The sequence below is a fragment of the Magnetospirillum sp. XM-1 genome (assembly GCF_001511835.1).
GTDB lineage: Bacteria > Pseudomonadota > Alphaproteobacteria > Rhodospirillales > Magnetospirillaceae > Phaeospirillum.
Genome location: NZ_LN997849.1, coordinates 21093 through 38368, shown reverse-complemented (window position 1 = coordinate 38368; position 17276 = coordinate 21093). Strand labels below are relative to the sequence as shown.

Annotated in this window: 18 protein-coding genes; 14 read left to right on the top strand and 4 right to left on the bottom strand. The window is 67.4% G+C overall.

From position 1 onward, the window contains the following. Nucleotides 1–44: 44 nt before the first annotated feature. The 4 genes from XM1_RS25100 to XM1_RS22215 all read left to right on the top strand — a co-directional run bounded on the left by XM1_RS25100 (nt 45) and on the right by XM1_RS22215 (nt 4689). Nucleotides 45–1322, top strand: a complete 1278-nt coding sequence (locus XM1_RS25100; protein ID WP_068438315.1) for a zincin-like metallopeptidase domain-containing protein — start codon at nt 45–47, stop codon at nt 1320–1322. Nucleotides 1323–1396: 74 nt separating this feature from the next. After that, nucleotides 1397–1930 (top strand): hypothetical protein, encoded by a 534-nt coding sequence (locus XM1_RS22225; protein ID WP_068438313.1) that lies wholly within the window; start codon nt 1397–1399, stop codon nt 1928–1930. 95 nt (nt 1931–2025) lie between these two features. Continuing rightward, on the top strand, nt 2026–3192 hold the full coding sequence (locus XM1_RS24405; protein ID WP_068438310.1) for an ATP-grasp domain-containing protein: 1167 nt from the start codon (nt 2026–2028) through the stop codon (nt 3190–3192). Nucleotides 3193–3276: 84 nt separating this feature from the next. Then, nucleotides 3277–4689 carry a DNA cytosine methyltransferase gene (locus tag XM1_RS22215; RefSeq protein ID WP_068438308.1) on the top strand — a complete coding sequence of 471 codons (1413 nt, stop codon included), beginning with the start codon at nt 3277–3279 and terminating at the stop codon, nt 4687–4689. A gap of 171 nt (nt 4690–4860) precedes the next feature. Here XM1_RS22215 and XM1_RS22210 read toward each other — a convergent pair whose 3' ends face one another. Then, nucleotides 4861–5604 (bottom strand): hypothetical protein, encoded by a 744-nt coding sequence (locus XM1_RS22210; RefSeq protein WP_068438305.1) that lies wholly within the window; start codon nt 5602–5604, stop codon nt 4861–4863. A 114-nt stretch (nt 5605–5718) separates the two neighbouring features. Between XM1_RS22210 and XM1_RS22205 the strand changes: the two genes are divergently transcribed. From XM1_RS22205 to XM1_RS22195, 3 genes are read left to right on the top strand one after another with little or no spacing between them, the layout of a single operon-like run. Further along, nucleotides 5719–6375 carry a ParA family protein gene (locus tag XM1_RS22205; protein ID WP_068438302.1) on the top strand — a complete coding sequence of 219 codons (657 nt, stop codon included), beginning with the start codon at nt 5719–5721 and terminating at the stop codon, nt 6373–6375. Further along, nucleotides 6372–6998: a hypothetical protein gene (locus tag XM1_RS22200; RefSeq protein WP_156428888.1), complete on the top strand. Its 627-nt coding sequence runs from the start codon at nt 6372–6374 to the stop codon at nt 6996–6998. The genes XM1_RS22205 and XM1_RS22200 overlap by 4 nt, the downstream gene beginning before the upstream one ends. A gap of 40 nt (nt 6999–7038) precedes the next feature. Next, a complete protein-coding gene (locus XM1_RS22195; RefSeq protein ID WP_068438296.1) occupies nt 7039–7272 on the top strand; it encodes a hypothetical protein in 234 nt (77 codons plus the stop codon). A gap of 12 nt (nt 7273–7284) precedes the next feature. On the opposite strand, the gene XM1_RS22190 is transcribed toward XM1_RS22195, so the two are convergent. Continuing rightward, the gene (locus XM1_RS22190) at nt 7285–8703 is read right to left on the bottom strand and encodes a hypothetical protein (RefSeq protein ID WP_156428887.1); all 1419 of its coding nucleotides are present in this window, start codon (nt 8701–8703) and stop codon (nt 7285–7287) included. A gap of 343 nt (nt 8704–9046) precedes the next feature. On the opposite strand from XM1_RS22190, the gene XM1_RS22185 reads away from it, so the two are divergent. From XM1_RS22185 to XM1_RS22160, 6 genes are all read left to right on the top strand, one after another. Beyond that, nucleotides 9047–10126 (top strand): site-specific integrase, encoded by a 1080-nt coding sequence (locus tag XM1_RS22185; RefSeq protein ID WP_068438290.1) that lies wholly within the window; start codon nt 9047–9049, stop codon nt 10124–10126. A gap of 14 nt (nt 10127–10140) precedes the next feature. Beyond that, nucleotides 10141–10608 (top strand): hypothetical protein, encoded by a 468-nt coding sequence (locus XM1_RS22180; protein WP_068438287.1) that lies wholly within the window; start codon nt 10141–10143, stop codon nt 10606–10608. 84 nt (nt 10609–10692) lie between these two features. Beyond that, the gene (locus tag XM1_RS22175; RefSeq protein ID WP_068438285.1) at nt 10693–11415 is read left to right on the top strand and encodes a metallophosphoesterase; all 723 of its coding nucleotides are present in this window, start codon (nt 10693–10695) and stop codon (nt 11413–11415) included. Nucleotides 11416–11525: 110 nt separating this feature from the next. Next, nucleotides 11526–11846 (top strand): hypothetical protein, encoded by a 321-nt coding sequence (locus XM1_RS22170; RefSeq protein WP_068438282.1) that lies wholly within the window; start codon nt 11526–11528, stop codon nt 11844–11846. A 1-nt stretch (nt 11847) separates the two neighbouring features. Then, nucleotides 11848–12090, top strand: a complete 243-nt coding sequence (locus XM1_RS22165) for a hypothetical protein (protein ID WP_068438279.1) — start codon at nt 11848–11850, stop codon at nt 12088–12090. 45 nt (nt 12091–12135) lie between these two features. Then, entirely contained in the window at nt 12136–12315 is a 180-nt protein-coding gene (locus XM1_RS22160; protein WP_068438277.1) for a hypothetical protein, read from the top strand. A gap of 3 nt (nt 12316–12318) precedes the next feature. Here XM1_RS22160 and XM1_RS22155 read toward each other — a convergent pair whose 3' ends face one another. After that, a complete protein-coding gene (locus tag XM1_RS22155; protein ID WP_068438274.1) occupies nt 12319–13551 on the bottom strand; it encodes a Y-family DNA polymerase in 1233 nt (410 codons plus the stop codon). Nucleotides 13552–13889: 338 nt separating this feature from the next. Here XM1_RS22155 and XM1_RS22150 point away from each other — a divergent pair, with 338 nt between their 5' ends. Next, nucleotides 13890–15062 carry a patatin-like phospholipase family protein gene (locus XM1_RS22150; protein WP_082700781.1) on the top strand — a complete coding sequence of 391 codons (1173 nt, stop codon included), beginning with the start codon at nt 13890–13892 and terminating at the stop codon, nt 15060–15062. Here the strand turns inward: XM1_RS22150 and XM1_RS22145 are convergent. Beyond that, nucleotides 15025–17274 carry a Mov34/MPN/PAD-1 family protein gene (locus XM1_RS22145; RefSeq protein WP_068438272.1) on the bottom strand — a complete coding sequence of 750 codons (2250 nt, stop codon included), beginning with the start codon at nt 17272–17274 and terminating at the stop codon, nt 15025–15027. The two genes, XM1_RS22150 and XM1_RS22145, sit on opposite strands and share 38 nt — an antisense overlap. Nucleotides 17275–17276: the final 2 nt, after the last annotated feature.

The window sequence follows — 17276 nt, the reverse complement described above, 5'->3', positions numbered from 1 at the left end:
TTCCCGGCAGGAAGCGCATCGCCCTCCGGGCGGAAGGAGAGGACATGGCCGACACGAGAAGCCTGCTCGAAGCCGGATGGTCCGCCATCCAGGATCGCTTCCTCGCCACCCTGCGCACCGTCGCGGAAGGAGGAAGCCCCGGCGCATGGAGCAATGGGCTCCTGGCCATCACCGGCACCGACTGGATGAACGCCTCCACGGGCCGCCGCTACAGGGGGCCGTTCAATCGCGGAATGCTCCACTGCGCGATCGGCTCGACCCTCGACCGGCGGGTGGCCACCGCCTGCCAGCTCGGCCGCATGGGATTCCCCGACCCGGCCGCGCACGGCATCAAGGCCCATGCCATGATCCTCACGCCCATCAAGCTCTCCCCCAAGGACGAGGAGGAGCAGGGGGAGGACGAGCGCGAGCGCGTGGTGTTCCGCCCCGCCGGGGTGTTCTCCATCGGCCTCCTGCGCGCCTGGGAAGCCGAGGACGGGACGAAGCCATGGGAGGGCCTGCCGTCCATCATCGAACTTCCCCCGGCCGAATGGACCGCCCAGCACGAGGCGGGCGTCCTCTCCATCATCCCCGACCTTGCCCGGGGCGTCGGCGCGACGCTGGAAGTCGCCCTGGTGAAGTCCCCGCACGTCACCCTGCGGGATGGACATCCCCTCATCCGCCTGCCGGATCCGGCGCAGCAGATCGGCGACGAGGCCGAGATGCTGGCGAACCGCCTCAGCAGCGCCATCCATGAATGCGCCCACGCCACCGGCTTCGGCTCCTGTCCCGCGACGGAAGGGACCAAGCGCGTCATGACCGGCGGCCACGGCTCCATCGACTACGCACGGGAGGAGCTGGTCGCCGAGATCACCGCCGCACGGATGATGCAGATCCTCGGGCTGGAGGAATCCCCCGGCTTCCTGGCGAAGAAGTGCGCCTATGTCGGCGGCTGGGCCAAGCCGCTCCTCGCGGGCGGGCAGGAGGCGGGCAAGCTGCTCCGCTCGGTGCTCGAAGACAGCGAGAAGGTCGTATCCGTCCTCGTGGCCGCCCTGGAAGGGAACGCCTTCTTCTCCGCACGCCTCGCTCTGCTGGCCTCCAACGAGCAGGAGAACCGCATCCCCGACGCCGCCGAGCCGATGGCCAGCGAGATTCCCGACTGGCGGGACGCCGACGGCCTGGATGCGCTCACCCCGGCGCAGATGGATCGGGCCGCCGCCTCCTACGCCGCCAAGAAGGGGAAGGGGGCCGCCATCGCTTCCGGCAGCCTCGCCGACTTCATCCTCCGCTCCCAGCGCAAGCGCGCGAGGAAGGGTGGACGGGAGATGGAAGCCGCCGCATAGGGGAGGGCAGGGGACCGCCCCGCCTTCCCGCCCAGCCGGACATCCCGGCACGACACCCTTGCAGGAGAACCCCCATGGGCCTCGCCCTCGCCATGATGCGCGACGGAGAATGCATCGACCGGATGGAAGCCGGCGGCTACACCTACGTCCACAAGTTCCGCGCCATGCTCGTCCTGATGTTCGTCGCCCAGGCATGGCAGGTCCCCGAAGCGGACCACGACGGCATCCAATCCCTGCTGGAGTGGGTGAAGGGCCTCCAGCCGGATCCCGACGCGGTGGAATTGACCGAGGACGATCTGGCCAAGGCCCTGTGGTCCGCCGATCTCGGCATCCACTACGACGCCATTCCCGAAGACCTCGCCGCAGGCTGCGGCTTCGCGTTCGGCTCCCCTGCATGGAACGCCGCCCATGGGCTGCGCAAGCTCGTGGATCATTCGGACTGCGACGGCTCGCTCACCATCGGCGAGGCCATCGACGTCGCCGCCCTGTTCGACTTCCTCCGGGAGCCGGTCATCGAACCCCGCCCGGCCGATGCCGACCTCATCCGCAGGATGGGCGACTTCATGCGGCGCGCCGCCGACGGGAGATGGCCCATCGCCTTCGTGTAGGAGGAGGGGAGGGGACAGGAACGACATGGCGGACCGGCCCCCGATGGGAGAGCCGGCCCGCCTCGGGCCATGGAATGCCAGGACGGGAGAACGACATGGCACGACTGCAGATCCTCTGGCGCCCGATCGCCGACCATCTCGGCGTTCCCATCGAGAGGATGGAAGACGCCGAATGGGAAAGGCGGAGGCATTGCGAGGCCGTCGCCAGGCACCGGGCCCTGTTCCCCGGCGTCCATGAGGATGCCGCCCAGGATTTCGAGGACTGGCACGAGAGCGTCGCCCGTCTCCACGCCGCCGTGGCGACCGGCCTTCCCGTGTTCCTCCTCGACAGGACAGGGGGAAGCGATCCGTGCGCCATCACCGGGGCGGTCAATGCCGCCGTGGAGGACTTCGACCCCGAAGCGCCTTGCCTCCATCTCGGAACCTTCATCCGGGGAGAGACCCTGCTTCCCATCGCCTGCGACGACGAGATGCGCCGGGGATTCCCGGAAGGGCAGGGGACCCGCGCCCGCAGGGAGCAGATCGCCTGGCCCGTGGATGCCGATGCCCGCCTTCCCGACGGCTACCCCGAACTGCGGGCGTTCCGGGACAGGGCAGGGCGCCGCGTCGCCTTCTGCGGCATCCCCGATCAGGAAGCGCCGAAATGCGTCGTGAGGAACGACATCGCCGCCATCGCCTCCGAGTGGGCGAGGGAAGGGGATGTGGATGCCCTCATCAAGCTGGTGCGACCTGCCAAGGACTACGCCCCCATGCCGGTCCGCATCCCGCAGGGCGCGAGCCGCGAGGAAGCCGACCACGCCATCCTGCTGGCGATGGAGTGGGCCTACGAGCGGGCCGCTGGACTTCCCGACGCGCTGCTCCTGCAGGACCGCATCCCCATGAGGGACGAATACCGGGTGATCGTGGTCGATGGGCGCGCCGTCGCAGGGGCGGGATGCATCGAACGCTTCGCGCCGCCAAGCCGCATCGGCTCCGGACCCTTCGACCCTCAGGTGGAGGGAATACGGGGAAGCGGATGCATCCGAGGCGATCCCGCCCTGGTGGCGCGCTACGCCGCCTTCGCCGAGGAAGCCGCGGAGGACATCGCCAGGGAAGCGCCCCTCTGGGGCGGCTATACGCTGGACCTCGCCCAGGACGAAGAGGGGAGGGTGCTTGTCGTGGAGATGAACCCCCTCATGAACTTCGGCCTCTACGCCATGGATGCCGAGGCCGTGGTCCATGCGCTCATGGAAGCCGCCGAGCGGCGCGCCGGAATCCGATAGGCCCTGCGACTCCCTGATCGAATGTTCCCAGCTTCTCCCGCGACGGGGGGCGGAACGGCCGCTCTCCATGCACGGAGGGACACCATGCTCCATCTCGCCTACGCCTCGCTCGGCGATCACAGGGGACGCAAGCGTCTGTGGCTCGAAGGCCGCAAGCTGGAGGATGCCGGCTTCGCCCCGGCCATCCGCTACGACGCCTGCATCGACGAGGAAGCGAAGACCATCCGCCTGGTGAGGAAGGACGACGGCTCCCGCATCGTGTCCCGGAAGAGCAAGGGAGGGAAGGACATTCCCCTCATCGACCTCGCCAACGCCGTCCTCGATCGCGCCATGCGCAACATCGGCCGAGTGCGCGTCTCCTACGATGCCGGCACCATCGAGATCTCCGTCCATCCCTTCGATCGGATGGGCGCGGAACGCGCGGCGAAGCTCGACGAGATCCGCAGGACCAGAACCGTCCGCACCGGCGGCATCTGCACGGGGGCCGGCATCCTCGATGCGGCGGTCCATGAGGGACTGGCGGAGGCAGGGCTCGATCCGTCGGCGGCATTCGCCATAGAGATCGACGAACGCTACCAGGACGCCATGATGCGGAACAACCGCGCCATGGACGGAGCCTGCACGGTCCTCGGCAGCCTCGATGAAGCGGAACCGGAACTGCTGCCCGAGGCGTCCATCATCGTGGCTGGGATTCCCTGCACGGCGGCATCGCTGGCCGGGCGCGCCAAGAAGGGCGCAGGAATCCCGGAGAGGGATCCGGATGTCGGGCACCTCATCGTCCCGTTCCTGTCCATCGTGAAGCATGTCGCGCCGCTGGCCGTCATCCTCGAGAATGTCCTGCCCTACCGCACAACGGCCTCCTACCTCATGGCCTGCACGATGCTGGAGCGCTGGGGATACAGGCTCCACGAGACCGACCTGCACGGGCAGGACTTCGGCGCCCTTGAGCGCCGCTCCCGCATGTGCCTGCTCGCCGTCGATCCGGCGTTGCCCTCCGATCTGCTCGACGGCATCCGGGAAGGCCATGCCTCGCTGGAGGAAGCACGCACCATGGGCGACGCCCTCAACCATTTCGCTCCGGATGATCCGGCGTGGCGGGACATCTCCTACCTCGCCCGCAAGGAGGAAAGGGATCTGGCGGACGGGCACGGCTTCCGTCGGCAGCTCGTTTCCCCGCAGGACGGCAGCGTGGGCGTCATCGGGCGCGGCTATTCGAAATGGCGCTCCACCGAGCCGATGATTCCGCACCCGACCAAGCCGGGCTTCGCCCGTCTGCTCACGCCAGCAGAACATGCCCGGTGCAAGGGAGTGGATCCGTCGCTCCTCGATGGAGCGGCCCCGACGACGGCGCATGAGATGCTGGGCCAGAGCGTCATCCCGGCAGCGTTCCGCGCCGTGGGCGCAGCGCTTGGACGCGCGATCCTCAAGGGTAGGGCCGCACCTGTTCGCCAGAACGATCTGCCTCTCTTCGCAGGGCTCCGCAGCCACGCGGCCTGAAGGAGATCATGGGTACGGAAGCGATTTCCGGAACCGGGCGAATGGCCCCTTGATCCGATTTCGCGCACCTATGGGGAAATGCTTCGGATGGCACGGAGGGCAATCCACGGAGGATCGCCTTCCGTGCCATTTCACCATGCGTCCAGAAGCGGCCTTCAGGGCCTCTAGGCCTCACGGGGCCGATGATGGAGCGACGCCCGGTCCATCGGCCATGAAGGCCATGAAATACGAAGCCCAGTATCCCGGAGCGAAATCGTATGTGGTCCGGAAGATCGCGCGCGCCTCGGCCTCGGGCTTGCCCCAGGTCCTTGCCTCCAAGGCCGTCACCGCCGGCTCGAATTCATCGAGGCAATGAAGGCCCTTCGCCACCCGGATCTGCGCGAGGAAAGCGATCGCCTCCTCATCGACCATGAAGTCGGCGTAGTCCCCGGCGAATGCCTGCGTCCGATGGACCATCCTCGATCCCGGCCCGACGCCGAGCCTTCCGGCATGGGTCAGCTCATGGGCCAGCATCGCGGCCATGGCGCAGTCGCTGCGCCCCTCATCGAGGCCTACGATGCCCCTGTTCGGCTCGAAGTAGCCGGCGAGAACCCCGTCATGGGGGAAGAAGGCAAAGCGAACCTTCGGCGCCTTTCGCTCGATGGACGGATCGATGCTCGCCAGGAGACCGAGCGCCGTTGAGAGCCGTGCGTTCTGCTCCGAAGACAGAGCGGGCGGATCCTTCAGAGAGAAGGGGGAGGCGTCTTCCTCATGGGCGTTGGCGATGGGGGCGAAGGCCAGCATGGTGAAGAGAAGGGAAGCGGTCGCCGTTGTGCGGATGGATGGCATGATGTCCTCGCCGTGCGCGTCATGGCGAAGATGGGTGCCCGCGTTGAAGCGGAGTCCCGGAAAAGGGCAGGGGGCGGCATAAGACATGTCTTATGTCGGGCCGGCGCCTCATCCGCATAAGACATGTCTTATGATCCGGTACCATTCGTCGCAGCGGCATGGTATGAGGGGATCGCAATGTTCCATGGGAGAACCACGCGCATGACCGCATCCGTTCAGAAGAGGCTCCTCGTCGCCGGACCGAAGGGCGGCATCGGCAAGACCACGCTGGCCCGAAACATCGCGGTAGCCGCCGCGCTGGACGGCCTGGCCGTCGCCACGCTGGATCTCGACGCCCAGCGCAGCCTCACCAAGTGGTATGGCAAGAGGCCGGTCGATATGACGCCGATCACCCACTACGAGGGCGAGATGGTCGTAGAGGATGTGCAGGACGCCATGGCCGGGATCTCCGGTTTCGATCTCGTCGTCATCGACACGCCACCCTCCATCGAGGACCACCCCGAGGCCTTCCGCGTCCTGGTGGCCGCCGCGGATCTCATCCTCGTGCCCACGGGCCAGAGCGACGACGACCTCGACAGCGTGCGCCCCTGGATGCGCTTCATCCGCAAGACAAGCACCGACGCAGCCTTCATCCTGAACCGGGTCAATCCCAGGACCCGCAGCTTCACCGAGGCGAAGTCCATCCTCGTGTCGGACGGACGCGTGTGCCCCATCGAGATCCCGGCCTACGACGACGTGGCCGCCACCAGCTCCTACGGCATCGGCATCCTCGAGCTCAAGGGCGCGAAGGGGAGGGAATACGTCGCCGGCGTCTGGAACTTCACCCGGGCGGAACTTGGCATCGGAGGCCCGGCATGAACGGGGGCCACCGCAAAGAGGTTTCCAGGGGCGAGGCTAGGCGCTACATGTCGCTCGAGGAGCGGATAAGCAGCGCCGAGAAAAAAGTCATCGAGCACGACACCGAAGAGGGCTACGCGGAGGACATCGTGCGGCTGTGGCGCGATGCGGAATCCCGCTTCCTCGCCATCGGGCGGACGCTGCTGCGGGCCAGGGAGTCGCTGAAGATGGAGGATAGTACCTTCCGGCGCTTCGTGGATACCCGCCTGCCGTTCGGCTACCAGACCGCCTACCAGCTCTGCAAGGTCGCCGAGGCGATCGACGGCAATGTGCTGACGCTGGAAGAGGTGCCGACCTCCTACGCGACGACCTACCTGTTCGCCACCATGAAGCCAGAGGAACTGGCCGAGGCGCGCAGCATGGCGCCGCCGCTGCTCCGGCCGAACGTGTCCCGCAAGGAGGTGGCCGAGTTCAAGCGCGCCAAGGCCAAGGAGCGGCTGCTGGCCGAGCCCGAGGCCGAAGGCACCCTGAAGCGGCGCGAGCGCCTTGTGCGCACCATCGACGGGCTGCGCCGGCAGCGGAAGCAGATCGACGACCGGATCGCCGAGGCCGAAGCCCAGCTCGAAGCGCTGGGCGGCCGCTGAGGCAGCGCCCACCTTCCCGGCATCGGCACAGGAGGATGCCATGGCCTATCCCTGCGCCCTCGAAGACATCGATCGCTCCGGGTTCTATCTCGTCCGGTCCCTCGATCCCGACGCGGGCGATGCCGTCACCGTGATGCAGCGGGACAGGGATGGCGACTGGTGGGCCATCGGTACCGGCGATTATGGCCCCGGGCACCAGTGGCAGGGCGAAGTCCTCGCGAAGATCTCCATCCCTCGCGGCATGGATGCCCTCGCTCCCGGAAACATGGACTGATCCCGGAGAGGTTCAGCGAAGGCCGTTGGCCAGCCAGATCCTCTCGGAGTACGTTCCGGTCCCCTCGTAGAGCACGCCGCAGCGCCCGAGATCGTGGAGGGCGACCTGGGCCATCCGGGTCTTCAGTCCCCGGCACCGTCCGAACGACGATGTATCGTGCGCCGGCTGCTCGATCAGCATCCGCAGAACCTCCAGCGACTTCCCGGCACGCCGGGCGCGCCCGTGGCGCATGCGGCGCTCCCAAGCGACCAGCAACCTCTCCAGTTCATCCAGGCGGGCGCGCTCGGCATCGAAGCCATCGGCGAGGATGCGGCAGAGCCGCCGCACGAAGGCGTCGTGCCCGACGGTACCGGCCTCCTGCCAATCACGGCGACCGAAACGCTGGACGGCTCCCGAGATCCACGGGCCGGGATGCCGCAGGCCGCAGGCCCGGGCGATGATCCACGGCACGATCATCCGGATGAAGGCCATGGCCGGACAGATCCCCGCATGCCCCTCGGCCACGGCCGCGCGAAGCGCATCGGCCTGGCGCTGCCGTTCCTCCTGCAGGCGCATCGACTTCTTCGGACAGCCGCGGGCCTTCGCACGGCGCGCATCCTTCGATGGCTTGTCCAGGGCCGGCAGTTCCGGCGCCCCGATCTCCGGCCACAGGTCCGGGCGAAGCAGGCCATGCAGGGCCGATGCCACGCCGATCAGTCCGGGCCGCTGCAGGGCCGCGTCGATGATGGTTCCCGCCTCCATGATGCGGGCCTCGTCCTCGGCATCCGCCGGGCCGTTGATACGCCGCCAGGCGAGCATGAGCCAATCATGCGACAAGGGACTGGGGAGCGGAGGCGAAGAGGGAGAGCGTGAAGCCGGTTCGGCCATCGCTCCGGCCAGAGCGGCATGGCCGCCTGCGATCTCCGCCCGCGCGGCGCGGATGGCTTCCTCGGCCGACAGGATGGAGGACGGCGCACGCTCCTCCTCCACCTCATCATCGGGGTAGAGCGGTTCGGCATCCTCTTCATCGTCCCCATCGCCGCGCCCGGCGTAGATGCCCTCGTCATCGGGATCGGGCATGCCGAGGAAGCCGGCGATCGGCGGCTTCAGCCTCTTGTCCCGCTTCTCCTTGGGAGGTTCGACCGGCAGCGGCGAACGACCGCACAGGCAGTCGCAGGCGGCGATGATGGACAATGCGCGCTCGACGGAAGGATCGAGTCCGCTCCAGCGGCGAACCCGGCCCATGGCGATGTCCTCGATGGTCACCAGCCGCCCATCCAGCAGCATGCTGGCCATCGCCTCGCGCCGGATGGCATCGGCCAGCCAGAGGCTGTGCACCGCCGGGTCGGAAAGCCTCTCGGCCAAGCGGCCCAGGGAGAGGTGCGCGTCGAGGAGATCGGGAAAGGCTTCCATGACGTTCCAACCCGCATGAATCCAGGCGAGCGCAATCATCGCACAAAACATGCGCAGGGTACACCCCAGTACGTGCAATTGCCCTGGGAGGCCTCATGGGCCTGGCGGATCATTCCGCGCGATAAGTGGGGCTATCGCACGGAATGGAGTTGACGACGATTCGCCGTTCTGGTTCGATGGCGCTGAGCTGAACGGCTGCGTCGGCCGGCGGCGTGCGGTTCGAGTGCTGTCCGGTGCCGCGCGATCCTGAAGATGGATCGCGGAACGCAGGCCCGGGAGGCGAAGACCTCCGATTGGCCACGCGGTGGACAGGCTCCATGGGGCGCCAGTGCCGGTTCTTCGGATGCTATCACAACGAGGCCGGAAAAGGAAGGAAGGCAGGATGACGGACACTTCGCTTCCCGCCGTGCTGGAGACCGAGATCTTCGGACCGGTGTCCATTCCCGGCTCCATGGCCATGACCACGGAGCTTGCGGCCGTGGTCGAGCGCGCGGCCGAGCTGTCCCGCCAATCCCGCGCCCCCAACACGCGACGAGCCTACCGCTCCGCCTGGAAGCAATACGCGGCCTGGTGCGCACGGTTCGGCTTCGAGCCGCTGGGCGCGGACCCTGCCATCGTGGCGCTCCACCTCTCGGACATCTCCAAGCGCCTGGCCGTCTCCACCGTGCAGCTCCGCCTCGCGGCCATCATCTCGGCGCACCGCCTGCTCGGACTCCAGCTCGACGGTCGCCACCATGCCATCGCCTCCGTCCTGGGCGGCGCCATCCGGGAGAAGGGAAAGGCCCCGACCCGGCAGGCCAAGCCGGTCCGCACATCCGTCCTCCACCGGCTGGCCGCAGCCTGTCCGGACACGCATGTCGGCATCCGGGATCGGGCCATGCTCCTGCTCGGCTTCGGAGCCGCCTGCCGCCGGTCCGAACTGGTGGCGCTGCGCATCAATGACGTCCGACTCGAAGAGCGCGGCGCCATCGTCACCATCCGGCGCTCCAAGACGGATCAGGCGGGCGAAGGGGCCGTCGTGGCCATCCATGGCTCCGACGATCCGATCGACGACGTGCGGGTCGCGCTGGCGGAATGGCTGGCCATCCGAGGGCGAAGCACGCACGCACGCCGCGGCGTCCCGCTGTCGGACGACGAACGCGCCGGAGAAGCCCACCTGTTCTGCGCGCTGTCGAAGACCGGGCGACCGCTGGGCCGCAAGCTGTCCGACTACGCCGTGGTGCGGATGATCAAGGAGGCGGCGCTGCGGGCGAACATAGATCCCGAGGGATATTCCGGGCACTCCCTACGCTCCGGCCTCGCCACCAGCGCCTCGGCCGATGGCGCCAGCCTCGCCGAGATCATGGACCAGGGACGCTGGCGTTCGGTCGACATGGCCAAGCGTTATGTGCGGGACGAGGAAGTGTGGAAGAATGCCGCCTCGAAGGCTCTCGTGGGCAGGCGGACGAAGGACGGCGAATGAAGACTCCAGTCAGCATGAAGTGGCTGATCGGCGAAAGGCGGACGATCGAGGGCATCGAGGTGCTCTGGCCAGCCGAAGGCCTGATCGCCACCCTGATCGGCGGGGTGAAGGACACCCGCACCCTCGTGATCGAAGCGCCGGACGGATCCGGCTGCGAAGTCGAGGTTCTCGACGCGCCGGGCGACCCGCTCGATGGCGCGATCCTCCGGGCGACCGCGCCGATGGAGATCCAGATGGCGATGGACAAGGCCGCCGAGCATCTGTCTTGGAAGCAGCCGCTCCCCGGAACCGATCTCGCCCGCCAGCTCCTGCGTTCCCCGGAGCAGGAAAGGGCCTGGCGGCTCGCCCGCCTCGAATACTTCGAACTCTGCCGCAAGCACGGCACCCCGCCGCCGATCGCCATCATCGACGCCCACCGCGCGAAATGGCCGCGAGAGATCGTCGGTTCCTCTCCGCCCGCGCAGGGAAGCGTCCTTCCGTAAGCTCCCATGTCTTCATCGATCATGCCATCATGGCAGCGGTGACGGGCTTCCCGAGGGAGAGCCCGCCGCCTGGAAGGATCGAGCATGGACAGCATCATCTATGCCCTCGGCGACATCCACGGCTGCTCCGACCTGCTCCGAGAGCGCCTGCATGCCATTCACGCCCACGCCGCCGGGCATGGCATCTTCCGCCCGCGCCTGGTTCTGCTCGGCGACTACGGCGATCGCGGGCCGGACACCAAGGGCGTGCTGGACATCCTCACGGGACCCGAGTCCTCCTGCTTCGACCTCGTTCCCCTGCTGGGCAATCACGACGCCGCGCTGATCGCCATCCTGCGGGGCGGTGATCCGTCAGCGGACTGGCTGCACGAAGAGGGCGGTCACGCGACGATGGACAGCTACGGCCCATGCCTGCGATCGAGGAACTTGCGGATCGCCGCTCGAAAGCTCCGGGAGGCCGTTCCGGCCGCCCACAGGGTCTTCCTTTCCGATTTGCACCTGTCCTGGCGGTGCGGCCGGTGGTTCTTCTGCCACGCAGGCATCGACCCTGCTCTTCCGCTCGATGAACAATCGCATTCCGCCCTGGTGTACGGGCATCCCGGCTGGATCGCCTGCATGCGGTCCGCAGCCGGCGAGGAATGCCGCCCCGCCGCTGATGCATCCATCGTGCATGGGCACTGGACCGAGCGGAATAGGCGTCCGGCCATCCACGAGCACCGTGTCGGCCTCGACACCGGAGCAGGCTTCGCCTACGGACGGCTCACCGCCGCCGCATTCCACGAAGACCGCGTCGAGATCCTGCCCTAACGAAAGTGCATTCCCTGTACGCTAAGGATGCACGAACGGCGAACATCCCCCTTGCCCGCCCCGCCGATCCCGGCGATCCTCGCAGCAACGAACACGGGAGCACCTTGCCGATGACACCCTACGCCGAGGCCCTGCACTGGATAAAGGCGAAGCCCGGGACGGGCAGCGCCGAGACGCTGGCCAAGCTCATCCTGAGCGTCTGGAACAGCGACTGCGCCTTCTCGTTCCGCGAGTGCATCATGAACCTGGATCCCGAGCGCACCGCGCTGGCCGTCCGGGTGGCCGCGCACTTCGCCGAGGTTGGCGAAGACGACGAACTGGTCGAAATCGGCCATGCGGTCTGCGCCCTGTATCCCCGGCTCTGGGATCTCGGCGAGGCCGCCGACGAAGCGAAGACGGCGCTGCGGCGCCGCTGGATGCAGGAGGCATAGGATGTCTGAAGGAAGCAGCAGGATCGACGCAGCGGCGAATGCCACCGACCGGATCCTCGAGCATGTCGGGACGGCCATGAACCGCCTCTCCCAGCACTTCGAAGGCCGCGTCATCAACGGCGCCGGCGTGATCAGCGATCCCTCGCAGGCCCGCATCGCCCTGTCGGACGCCATCGCCTCCCTGCGCAAGGCGCAGGAGGACTTCGCGGCCACCAACTGGCCCGTGCCGGCGGATTACGACTGAGGCGGCTCCCATATTCGTCCCGTCGCGCCGATTCGGGAGAACGCCATGCCGTCCGCCGTCTTCTTCCTCTTCCTCGCCGGGCTCGGGCACTTCCTGCTCGGCATCCCCGTCCCCGTCGCCCTCGTCGGCGGCGGCATCCTCTGGATCGTCTGGAAGGCGAAGTGGATCATCCTCGGCATCCTCGGGCTGGAGATGCTGTTCGGCGGTCGCGGCGACGACGCCTGATCCCTATGCCTTGACCACCGGCAGGTCCTCCCAGCGCGTCGTCCAGGACGGCGAGCGGTTGCCGGAGCGGGCGCGCCAGGCGGCATCCTCCGACCGGAGGCCGAAGCCGATGGCGCCGCGGCCCATGCGGTCCGACAGCTCGTCGACTGCCTTCATCAGCGCATCGGAACGCACGGGCGCAGGCGGAGCGAACAGGTCCGCCGGCACATCCTCGGGCCGGACGAGATCCAGCAGCAGTACGCCGGCCTTGCGCCAGCGGTATCCTGGACGGAACGAGCGCTCGATGGCGCTCAGCGCGAGGGCGGTGATTGCCGGCGTCGCGTTCGATGCCGGGGACAGGGGCAGGGTCAATCCAATGGAGGCCTGCGGTTCGTCCTTGCGGAAGCGATCGGTCATGGCGAAGGCCTGGACGGCCCCGGCCAGCAGTCCATCCCGGCGCAGGCGGGCGGCGGCGCGGCCAGCGAACTCCGCCACGGCATCCTTCACGGAATCCAGATCCTCGACGGCCTCGCCGAAGGTGCGCGAGACGCAGGCCGACTTCCGGTCCCCGGCATCCACCTCGAGATCCAGGACGGGGATGCCGCGCAGCTCCATGACGGTCCGCAAGCCCACGGCGCCCATCGCCTTGCGGATCCATCCGTCCGGCCGCTGGGACAAGTCCCAGGCCGTGCGGATGCCCTCCACGCCGCACTTGGCGGCGAACTGGCGGCCTATGCCCCAGACATCTCCCACCGGCGTGCGCTTCAGGGCCGGTTCGAGCCAGGCCGGATCGGCCGTGAGATCGAGCGCGCCGTCCGCCTTCTTCGATTTCTTGGCCAGCGTCTTGGTCGAGCCGACACCGACCGAGATCGGGATGCCTGTCCAACGCTGGACCGTCGCCTTCACCTCCCGGCACCAGGGCGTCATGTCCCCCTGCGGCATTCCCGACAGATCGAGGAAGGCCTCGTCGATGGAATACACCTCGATGCCCGGCGAGAAGGTGGCCAGCACCGACATCACCCGGGCCGACATGTCGCCATAGAGCGGGAAGTTGGACGACAGCATCACCAGGCCGTCCTTCTCGAACCGCCGGAGCTTGAAGGCCGGTTCTCCCATCTCGATGCCCAGGGCCTTGGCCTCGGCGCTGCGGGCGATGGCGCAGCCGTCGTTCCCACTCAGGACCACAACCGGGCGGCCTTCGAGAGACGGGTCGAAAACCCGCTCGCAGCTTGCGTAGAAGTCTTTTATGGTGACCATCACAATATGTAAAAATAACAATGGACTGATATATATATGTTTTACACTGGTAAACAGCACAAAATAAGTGAGATTCTGTCAATAAATCATCCTGACGGACGTGCAAACTTTACAAATTTGGCGTGTTTTCGAGCGAGAAATTTATTTCTCGCTCGAAAACACGCAAGGGGAGCGCGAGGGAACGCCCTCGCTTCGCCTTTGGCGAAAAATGCTTTGTGCACAAAGGTACGGTGACGTCGGAAAGGCATTGGGTAAGGAGGCCCAAGCATTACCTGTGCGTTGTCGCAACTCGTTGATATGAGGCATCATCCTCACGTCTTTTTCTGAGTGTGGTCATCATGAAGATAAGCCTGGCGTTATCGGGTGGAGGATCTCGAGCGGCAATCTTCCACCTCGGTGCCCTGAAGCGGCTTGCCGTCGCTGGGTTGTTGGAAGATGTTGCAAAGCTGTCGACAGTGTCCGGCGGCAGTCTCGTGGCAGCGCTTGTGTTCAGCCACAACGGCCATCAGTGGCCGACGTCAGAGCGGTTTCTGACTGCGGTCTATCCTGAACTCCGCACCATCCTCAGCGATACCGACCTTTTCACTCCCGGCATCGTCCTCCGCTCCCCGGCCCATTGGTTCCGGCGCGCCAGGCTGCTGGCGGCCCTGCTCGAAAGCAGGTGGGGCGTCCGGGGCAAGCTGGCGGATCTGCCCGTTTCCCCAATTTGGTTTATCAACACGACCTGCCTGCGCACAGGCAAAAACTGGAGGTTCACCCAGGACGGCATGGGCGACTGGCGGTTCGGTTGGCATTACACCCCGCCGTTCTCGCTGGCCGAGGCGGCGGCCGCGTCCGCGGCGGTCCCCTATGTCATCGGGGCGCTGAAGCTGCGTCTGCCGAGGGAAGGCTGGTGGCGACGCGACCCGGCCACAAAGGAGCCCGTGCAGAGCATCGGCGTAACGGCTCCGACGGTGGAGCTATGGGACGGCGGCGCCTACGAGAACCTGGGGCTGGAGCCGATTTACAAGCCGAGGGGAGATATCGGAGGCGGCGACAGCGAATTCGTACTTGTGTCCGACGCCGGCGGCCCGCTATCAGATGACCCGTCCTGGACGGAGATGCTGCGGGGCAACCTGTCGGTTCCGCGCCTGTTTGACATCGCCTCCGACCAGATCCGCAGCCTCCGCAGCCGCATGTTCATCCAGGACGTCGAAGCCGGACGGGTCGACGGGTCGCTGCTGCGCATCGGCAACTCAACGCGCCAGTTGGACGTCAGCATCAAGAAGCGAGCATGGCGGGCCGATTACGGCCCTTACCTCAGCGACCAGGACGCCAAGCGTGCCAGCCAGTTCCCGACGGGGCTGAAGCGGACGGGGACGGACAGCTTCGACCTCGTGGCCCGCCACGGCTACGAGGTCGCCGACGCGACGCTGAACGGCTACGGCAAGCTCCTGATTGAGAGCGTCCCCTGGGGCGACGCCCAGGCCGCCGTTAGCCCACCCCAAGGGGAACCGGCGGAGTCCCGCTGACCACAAGTGTGAGGTCGCCTCCGTCGCCGACGATGAGCATTACCGCCGGGTAGCCCTCGTCCGCCATGTGCTCGTCCAGCCAGCCGTACAGGGCGACGTCGTCCTCTGACGGGTCAGTGGACGTTCCCGGCGGATGGGAATGCCACTCGCCGACGTAGCTGAGCATGCCCGCCGTCTTTTCGGCGACGGCCGCGACGGCGGCTTCCTGTCCGATGTAGCCCCGCACGAACGAGCTTGGCTTCTCCTTGCTGTCCGGCGGCGCCGACAGGCTGCCGACCACATGGATGACGCCGCGCTCGACGTTCCACGTTCCCAACAGGCACCCCCCAGTCTCCCTGGGCAGTTTCTTCGTACGCTTCGCAGCGAGTTCGCGGACGAGGGACGGGGCGAGGTGAATGGTCCATTCGCCGACCGGCATGGCCCGCATCGGCTCGACCGCGAGCTCCAACCGGGCCACCGACATGGTCTCCGGGTCGCACCGCCATATGGCTGCGGCGGGCAGGTCGCCGCCGTTCGCCGCCCTCAACAGCATCTCGGACGCGATGCCAGACAGCGTGGCGACGTGGGCCTGGCTGATGCGGCCCGACAGATCGCGGCACGAGCGTCCGTACCGGACGCGCTCGTTCGAGCGCAGGTGGCCGGACAGCCTCTCGTCGGTGGCGACGGCCCAGTAGTATTGGGCCTCCAAGTGGTCGAGGGGGATGGTGCGACTGCGGACTTCCGCCAGCACGACGAGGTCGGTCCCCGATGGGTTGAGGAACATGGACAGCCGGGGCGCACCAAACCGTGCGTCCGCCGCCAATGCGGCGGAGACGGCGGGCGACGCAGACAGGTCGACGACCAGATCCGCCGCCTCGAGGGCGGCAACCAGCTTCGGCTCGTTGTCGCCTGGTCGAAGGACGTCGGCGACGATGGGCTCCGGATAGCTGTCGGTGTCCAGGGTGGCGCGGGCCACCAGCGTCATCGCCGTCGCCTTTTCCCAGCCGATGGCCTCGCGTCCCAGGACGTGGCGGGCGATGTTGTGCGGCATCATCCGGTCGTGGTCGATGACCTGGGTGGGCAGGAACCCGGCCTTCATCGCGTTGGCCAGCACCTGCGATCCGAGAGCGCCGGCGCCGATGACCACGGTTCGGCGCGACGATGCCTCGAGGCGGTTGTTGTAAACCGACGCGGCCTCGGGGGAGAGCGTGTTGCGCGGGTTGAGGTGCCACAGAGGCGTTGCCGCGCCGCCCGTCGCCTCCGGAGACGTCCAGTCGCCGATGACGGTTCCAGTGAGCCCTTCCCCGGAGGCTGCGATCCCGAGGTCGATGGCGATCTGCTCGACGGTGTTGGCAGAGGCGACGGCCCAGGTGGCGTACGTCTCCGGTTCCGCGTCGCCCAAGTTGCGCAGCAGCGGGAAGGTCACCAGGAACAGCGGCTTCAGCCCGCCGTGTTCGGCGTAGCGCCAGTCTTGGATCTGCTTCGCCACCTCGGCGCGGCAGCTCGGCCAGCCGAACTGCTCCAGCCGATCAATCAGCGCCTTCAGGGTGCGCGGCATCTGGAGAAACAGCACCCCGTGCTGCCGGGGCGGCGCCAACATACGCGCGCAGACGAACTCGGGCTTCAAGGGAACGCCGCCCTGGCGGGCGCCCGGCTCCTCCAGGAAGAAGACCCCGCTGTCCGCGAGCTGGTAGGCGTGCACGGGCACATCGTCCGCTGACGTCACCAGGCGATGGGGGACGATCAGTTCGCCGTCCCGGTGGAGCATGACGGGGTCGAGGCCCTGGTCGTCCGCGTGCAGCGTGTCCTCTGCGGCGCGCTCGAACCAGGATTGGAGGTGCCGGACGAACCGTGGCGCCGTCCAGTGAGGCTTCACGTCGTCAAACGGGTCTTCGCTGATGCACAGGCCGACGGGGAAGCCCGGCTCGTTGCAGGTCAGGTGGGCTAGGTCGGTCGGGAAGTCGGCGCGCATGGCGTGGACGTACGGCCAGCTCTGGTCGGCGTCGTCGAATGCGATGGCGACGTCTTCGGTGGGGCGGATGTCCTTGGCGCGGACTTGGCTGACCGCCACGTCCAACTCGGCGTGGAGAGTCGAGAGGCCCGGACGATGATACACGGCGATGAGCCTGGCCCCGGCGATCTCGCCCGCGGCCAGGGCCGTTGCCAAGGCCCTGGCGCGCATAGTGGACAAGGAGGCGATGTCCGACTCGTCGCCGAACACGGCGGGCAGCATCC

Excerpts from the sequence above, each read along its gene's own strand:
- XM1_RS22165 (WP_068438279.1), top strand. The coding sequence starts at position 11,848 with ATGTCTGAAGGAAGCAGCAGGATCGACGCAGCGGCGAATGCCACCGAC.
- XM1_RS22145 (WP_068438272.1), bottom strand. The coding sequence starts at position 17,274 with ATGCTGCCCGCCGTGTTCGGCGACGAGTCGGACATCGCCTCCTTGTCC.
- XM1_RS24405 (WP_068438310.1), top strand. The coding sequence starts at position 2,026 with ATGGCACGACTGCAGATCCTCTGGCGCCCGATCGCCGACCATCTCGGC.
- XM1_RS22155 (WP_068438274.1), bottom strand. The coding sequence starts at position 13,551 with ATGGTCACCATAAAAGACTTCTACGCAAGCTGCGAGCGGGTTTTCGAC.
- XM1_RS22200 (WP_156428888.1), top strand. The coding sequence starts at position 6,372 with ATGAACGGGGGCCACCGCAAAGAGGTTTCCAGGGGCGAGGCTAGGCGC.
- XM1_RS22180 (WP_068438287.1), top strand. The coding sequence starts at position 10,141 with ATGAAGTGGCTGATCGGCGAAAGGCGGACGATCGAGGGCATCGAGGTG.
- XM1_RS22185 (WP_068438290.1), top strand. The coding sequence starts at position 9,047 with ATGACGGACACTTCGCTTCCCGCCGTGCTGGAGACCGAGATCTTCGGA.
- XM1_RS22215 (WP_068438308.1), top strand. The coding sequence starts at position 3,277 with ATGCTCCATCTCGCCTACGCCTCGCTCGGCGATCACAGGGGACGCAAG.
- XM1_RS22195 (WP_068438296.1), top strand. The coding sequence starts at position 7,039 with ATGGCCTATCCCTGCGCCCTCGAAGACATCGATCGCTCCGGGTTCTAT.
- XM1_RS22225 (WP_068438313.1), top strand. The coding sequence starts at position 1,397 with ATGGGCCTCGCCCTCGCCATGATGCGCGACGGAGAATGCATCGACCGG.
- XM1_RS22160 (WP_068438277.1), top strand. The coding sequence starts at position 12,136 with ATGCCGTCCGCCGTCTTCTTCCTCTTCCTCGCCGGGCTCGGGCACTTC.
- XM1_RS22210 (WP_068438305.1), bottom strand. The coding sequence starts at position 5,604 with ATGTCTTATGCCGCCCCCTGCCCTTTTCCGGGACTCCGCTTCAACGCG.
- XM1_RS22190 (WP_156428887.1), bottom strand. The coding sequence starts at position 8,703 with ATGATTGCGCTCGCCTGGATTCATGCGGGTTGGAACGTCATGGAAGCC.
- XM1_RS22150 (WP_082700781.1), top strand. The coding sequence starts at position 13,890 with ATGAAGATAAGCCTGGCGTTATCGGGTGGAGGATCTCGAGCGGCAATC.
- XM1_RS22175 (WP_068438285.1), top strand. The coding sequence starts at position 10,693 with ATGGACAGCATCATCTATGCCCTCGGCGACATCCACGGCTGCTCCGAC.
- XM1_RS22205 (WP_068438302.1), top strand. The coding sequence starts at position 5,719 with ATGACCGCATCCGTTCAGAAGAGGCTCCTCGTCGCCGGACCGAAGGGC.
- XM1_RS22170 (WP_068438282.1), top strand. The coding sequence starts at position 11,526 with ATGACACCCTACGCCGAGGCCCTGCACTGGATAAAGGCGAAGCCCGGG.
- XM1_RS25100 (WP_068438315.1), top strand. The coding sequence starts at position 45 with ATGGCCGACACGAGAAGCCTGCTCGAAGCCGGATGGTCCGCCATCCAG.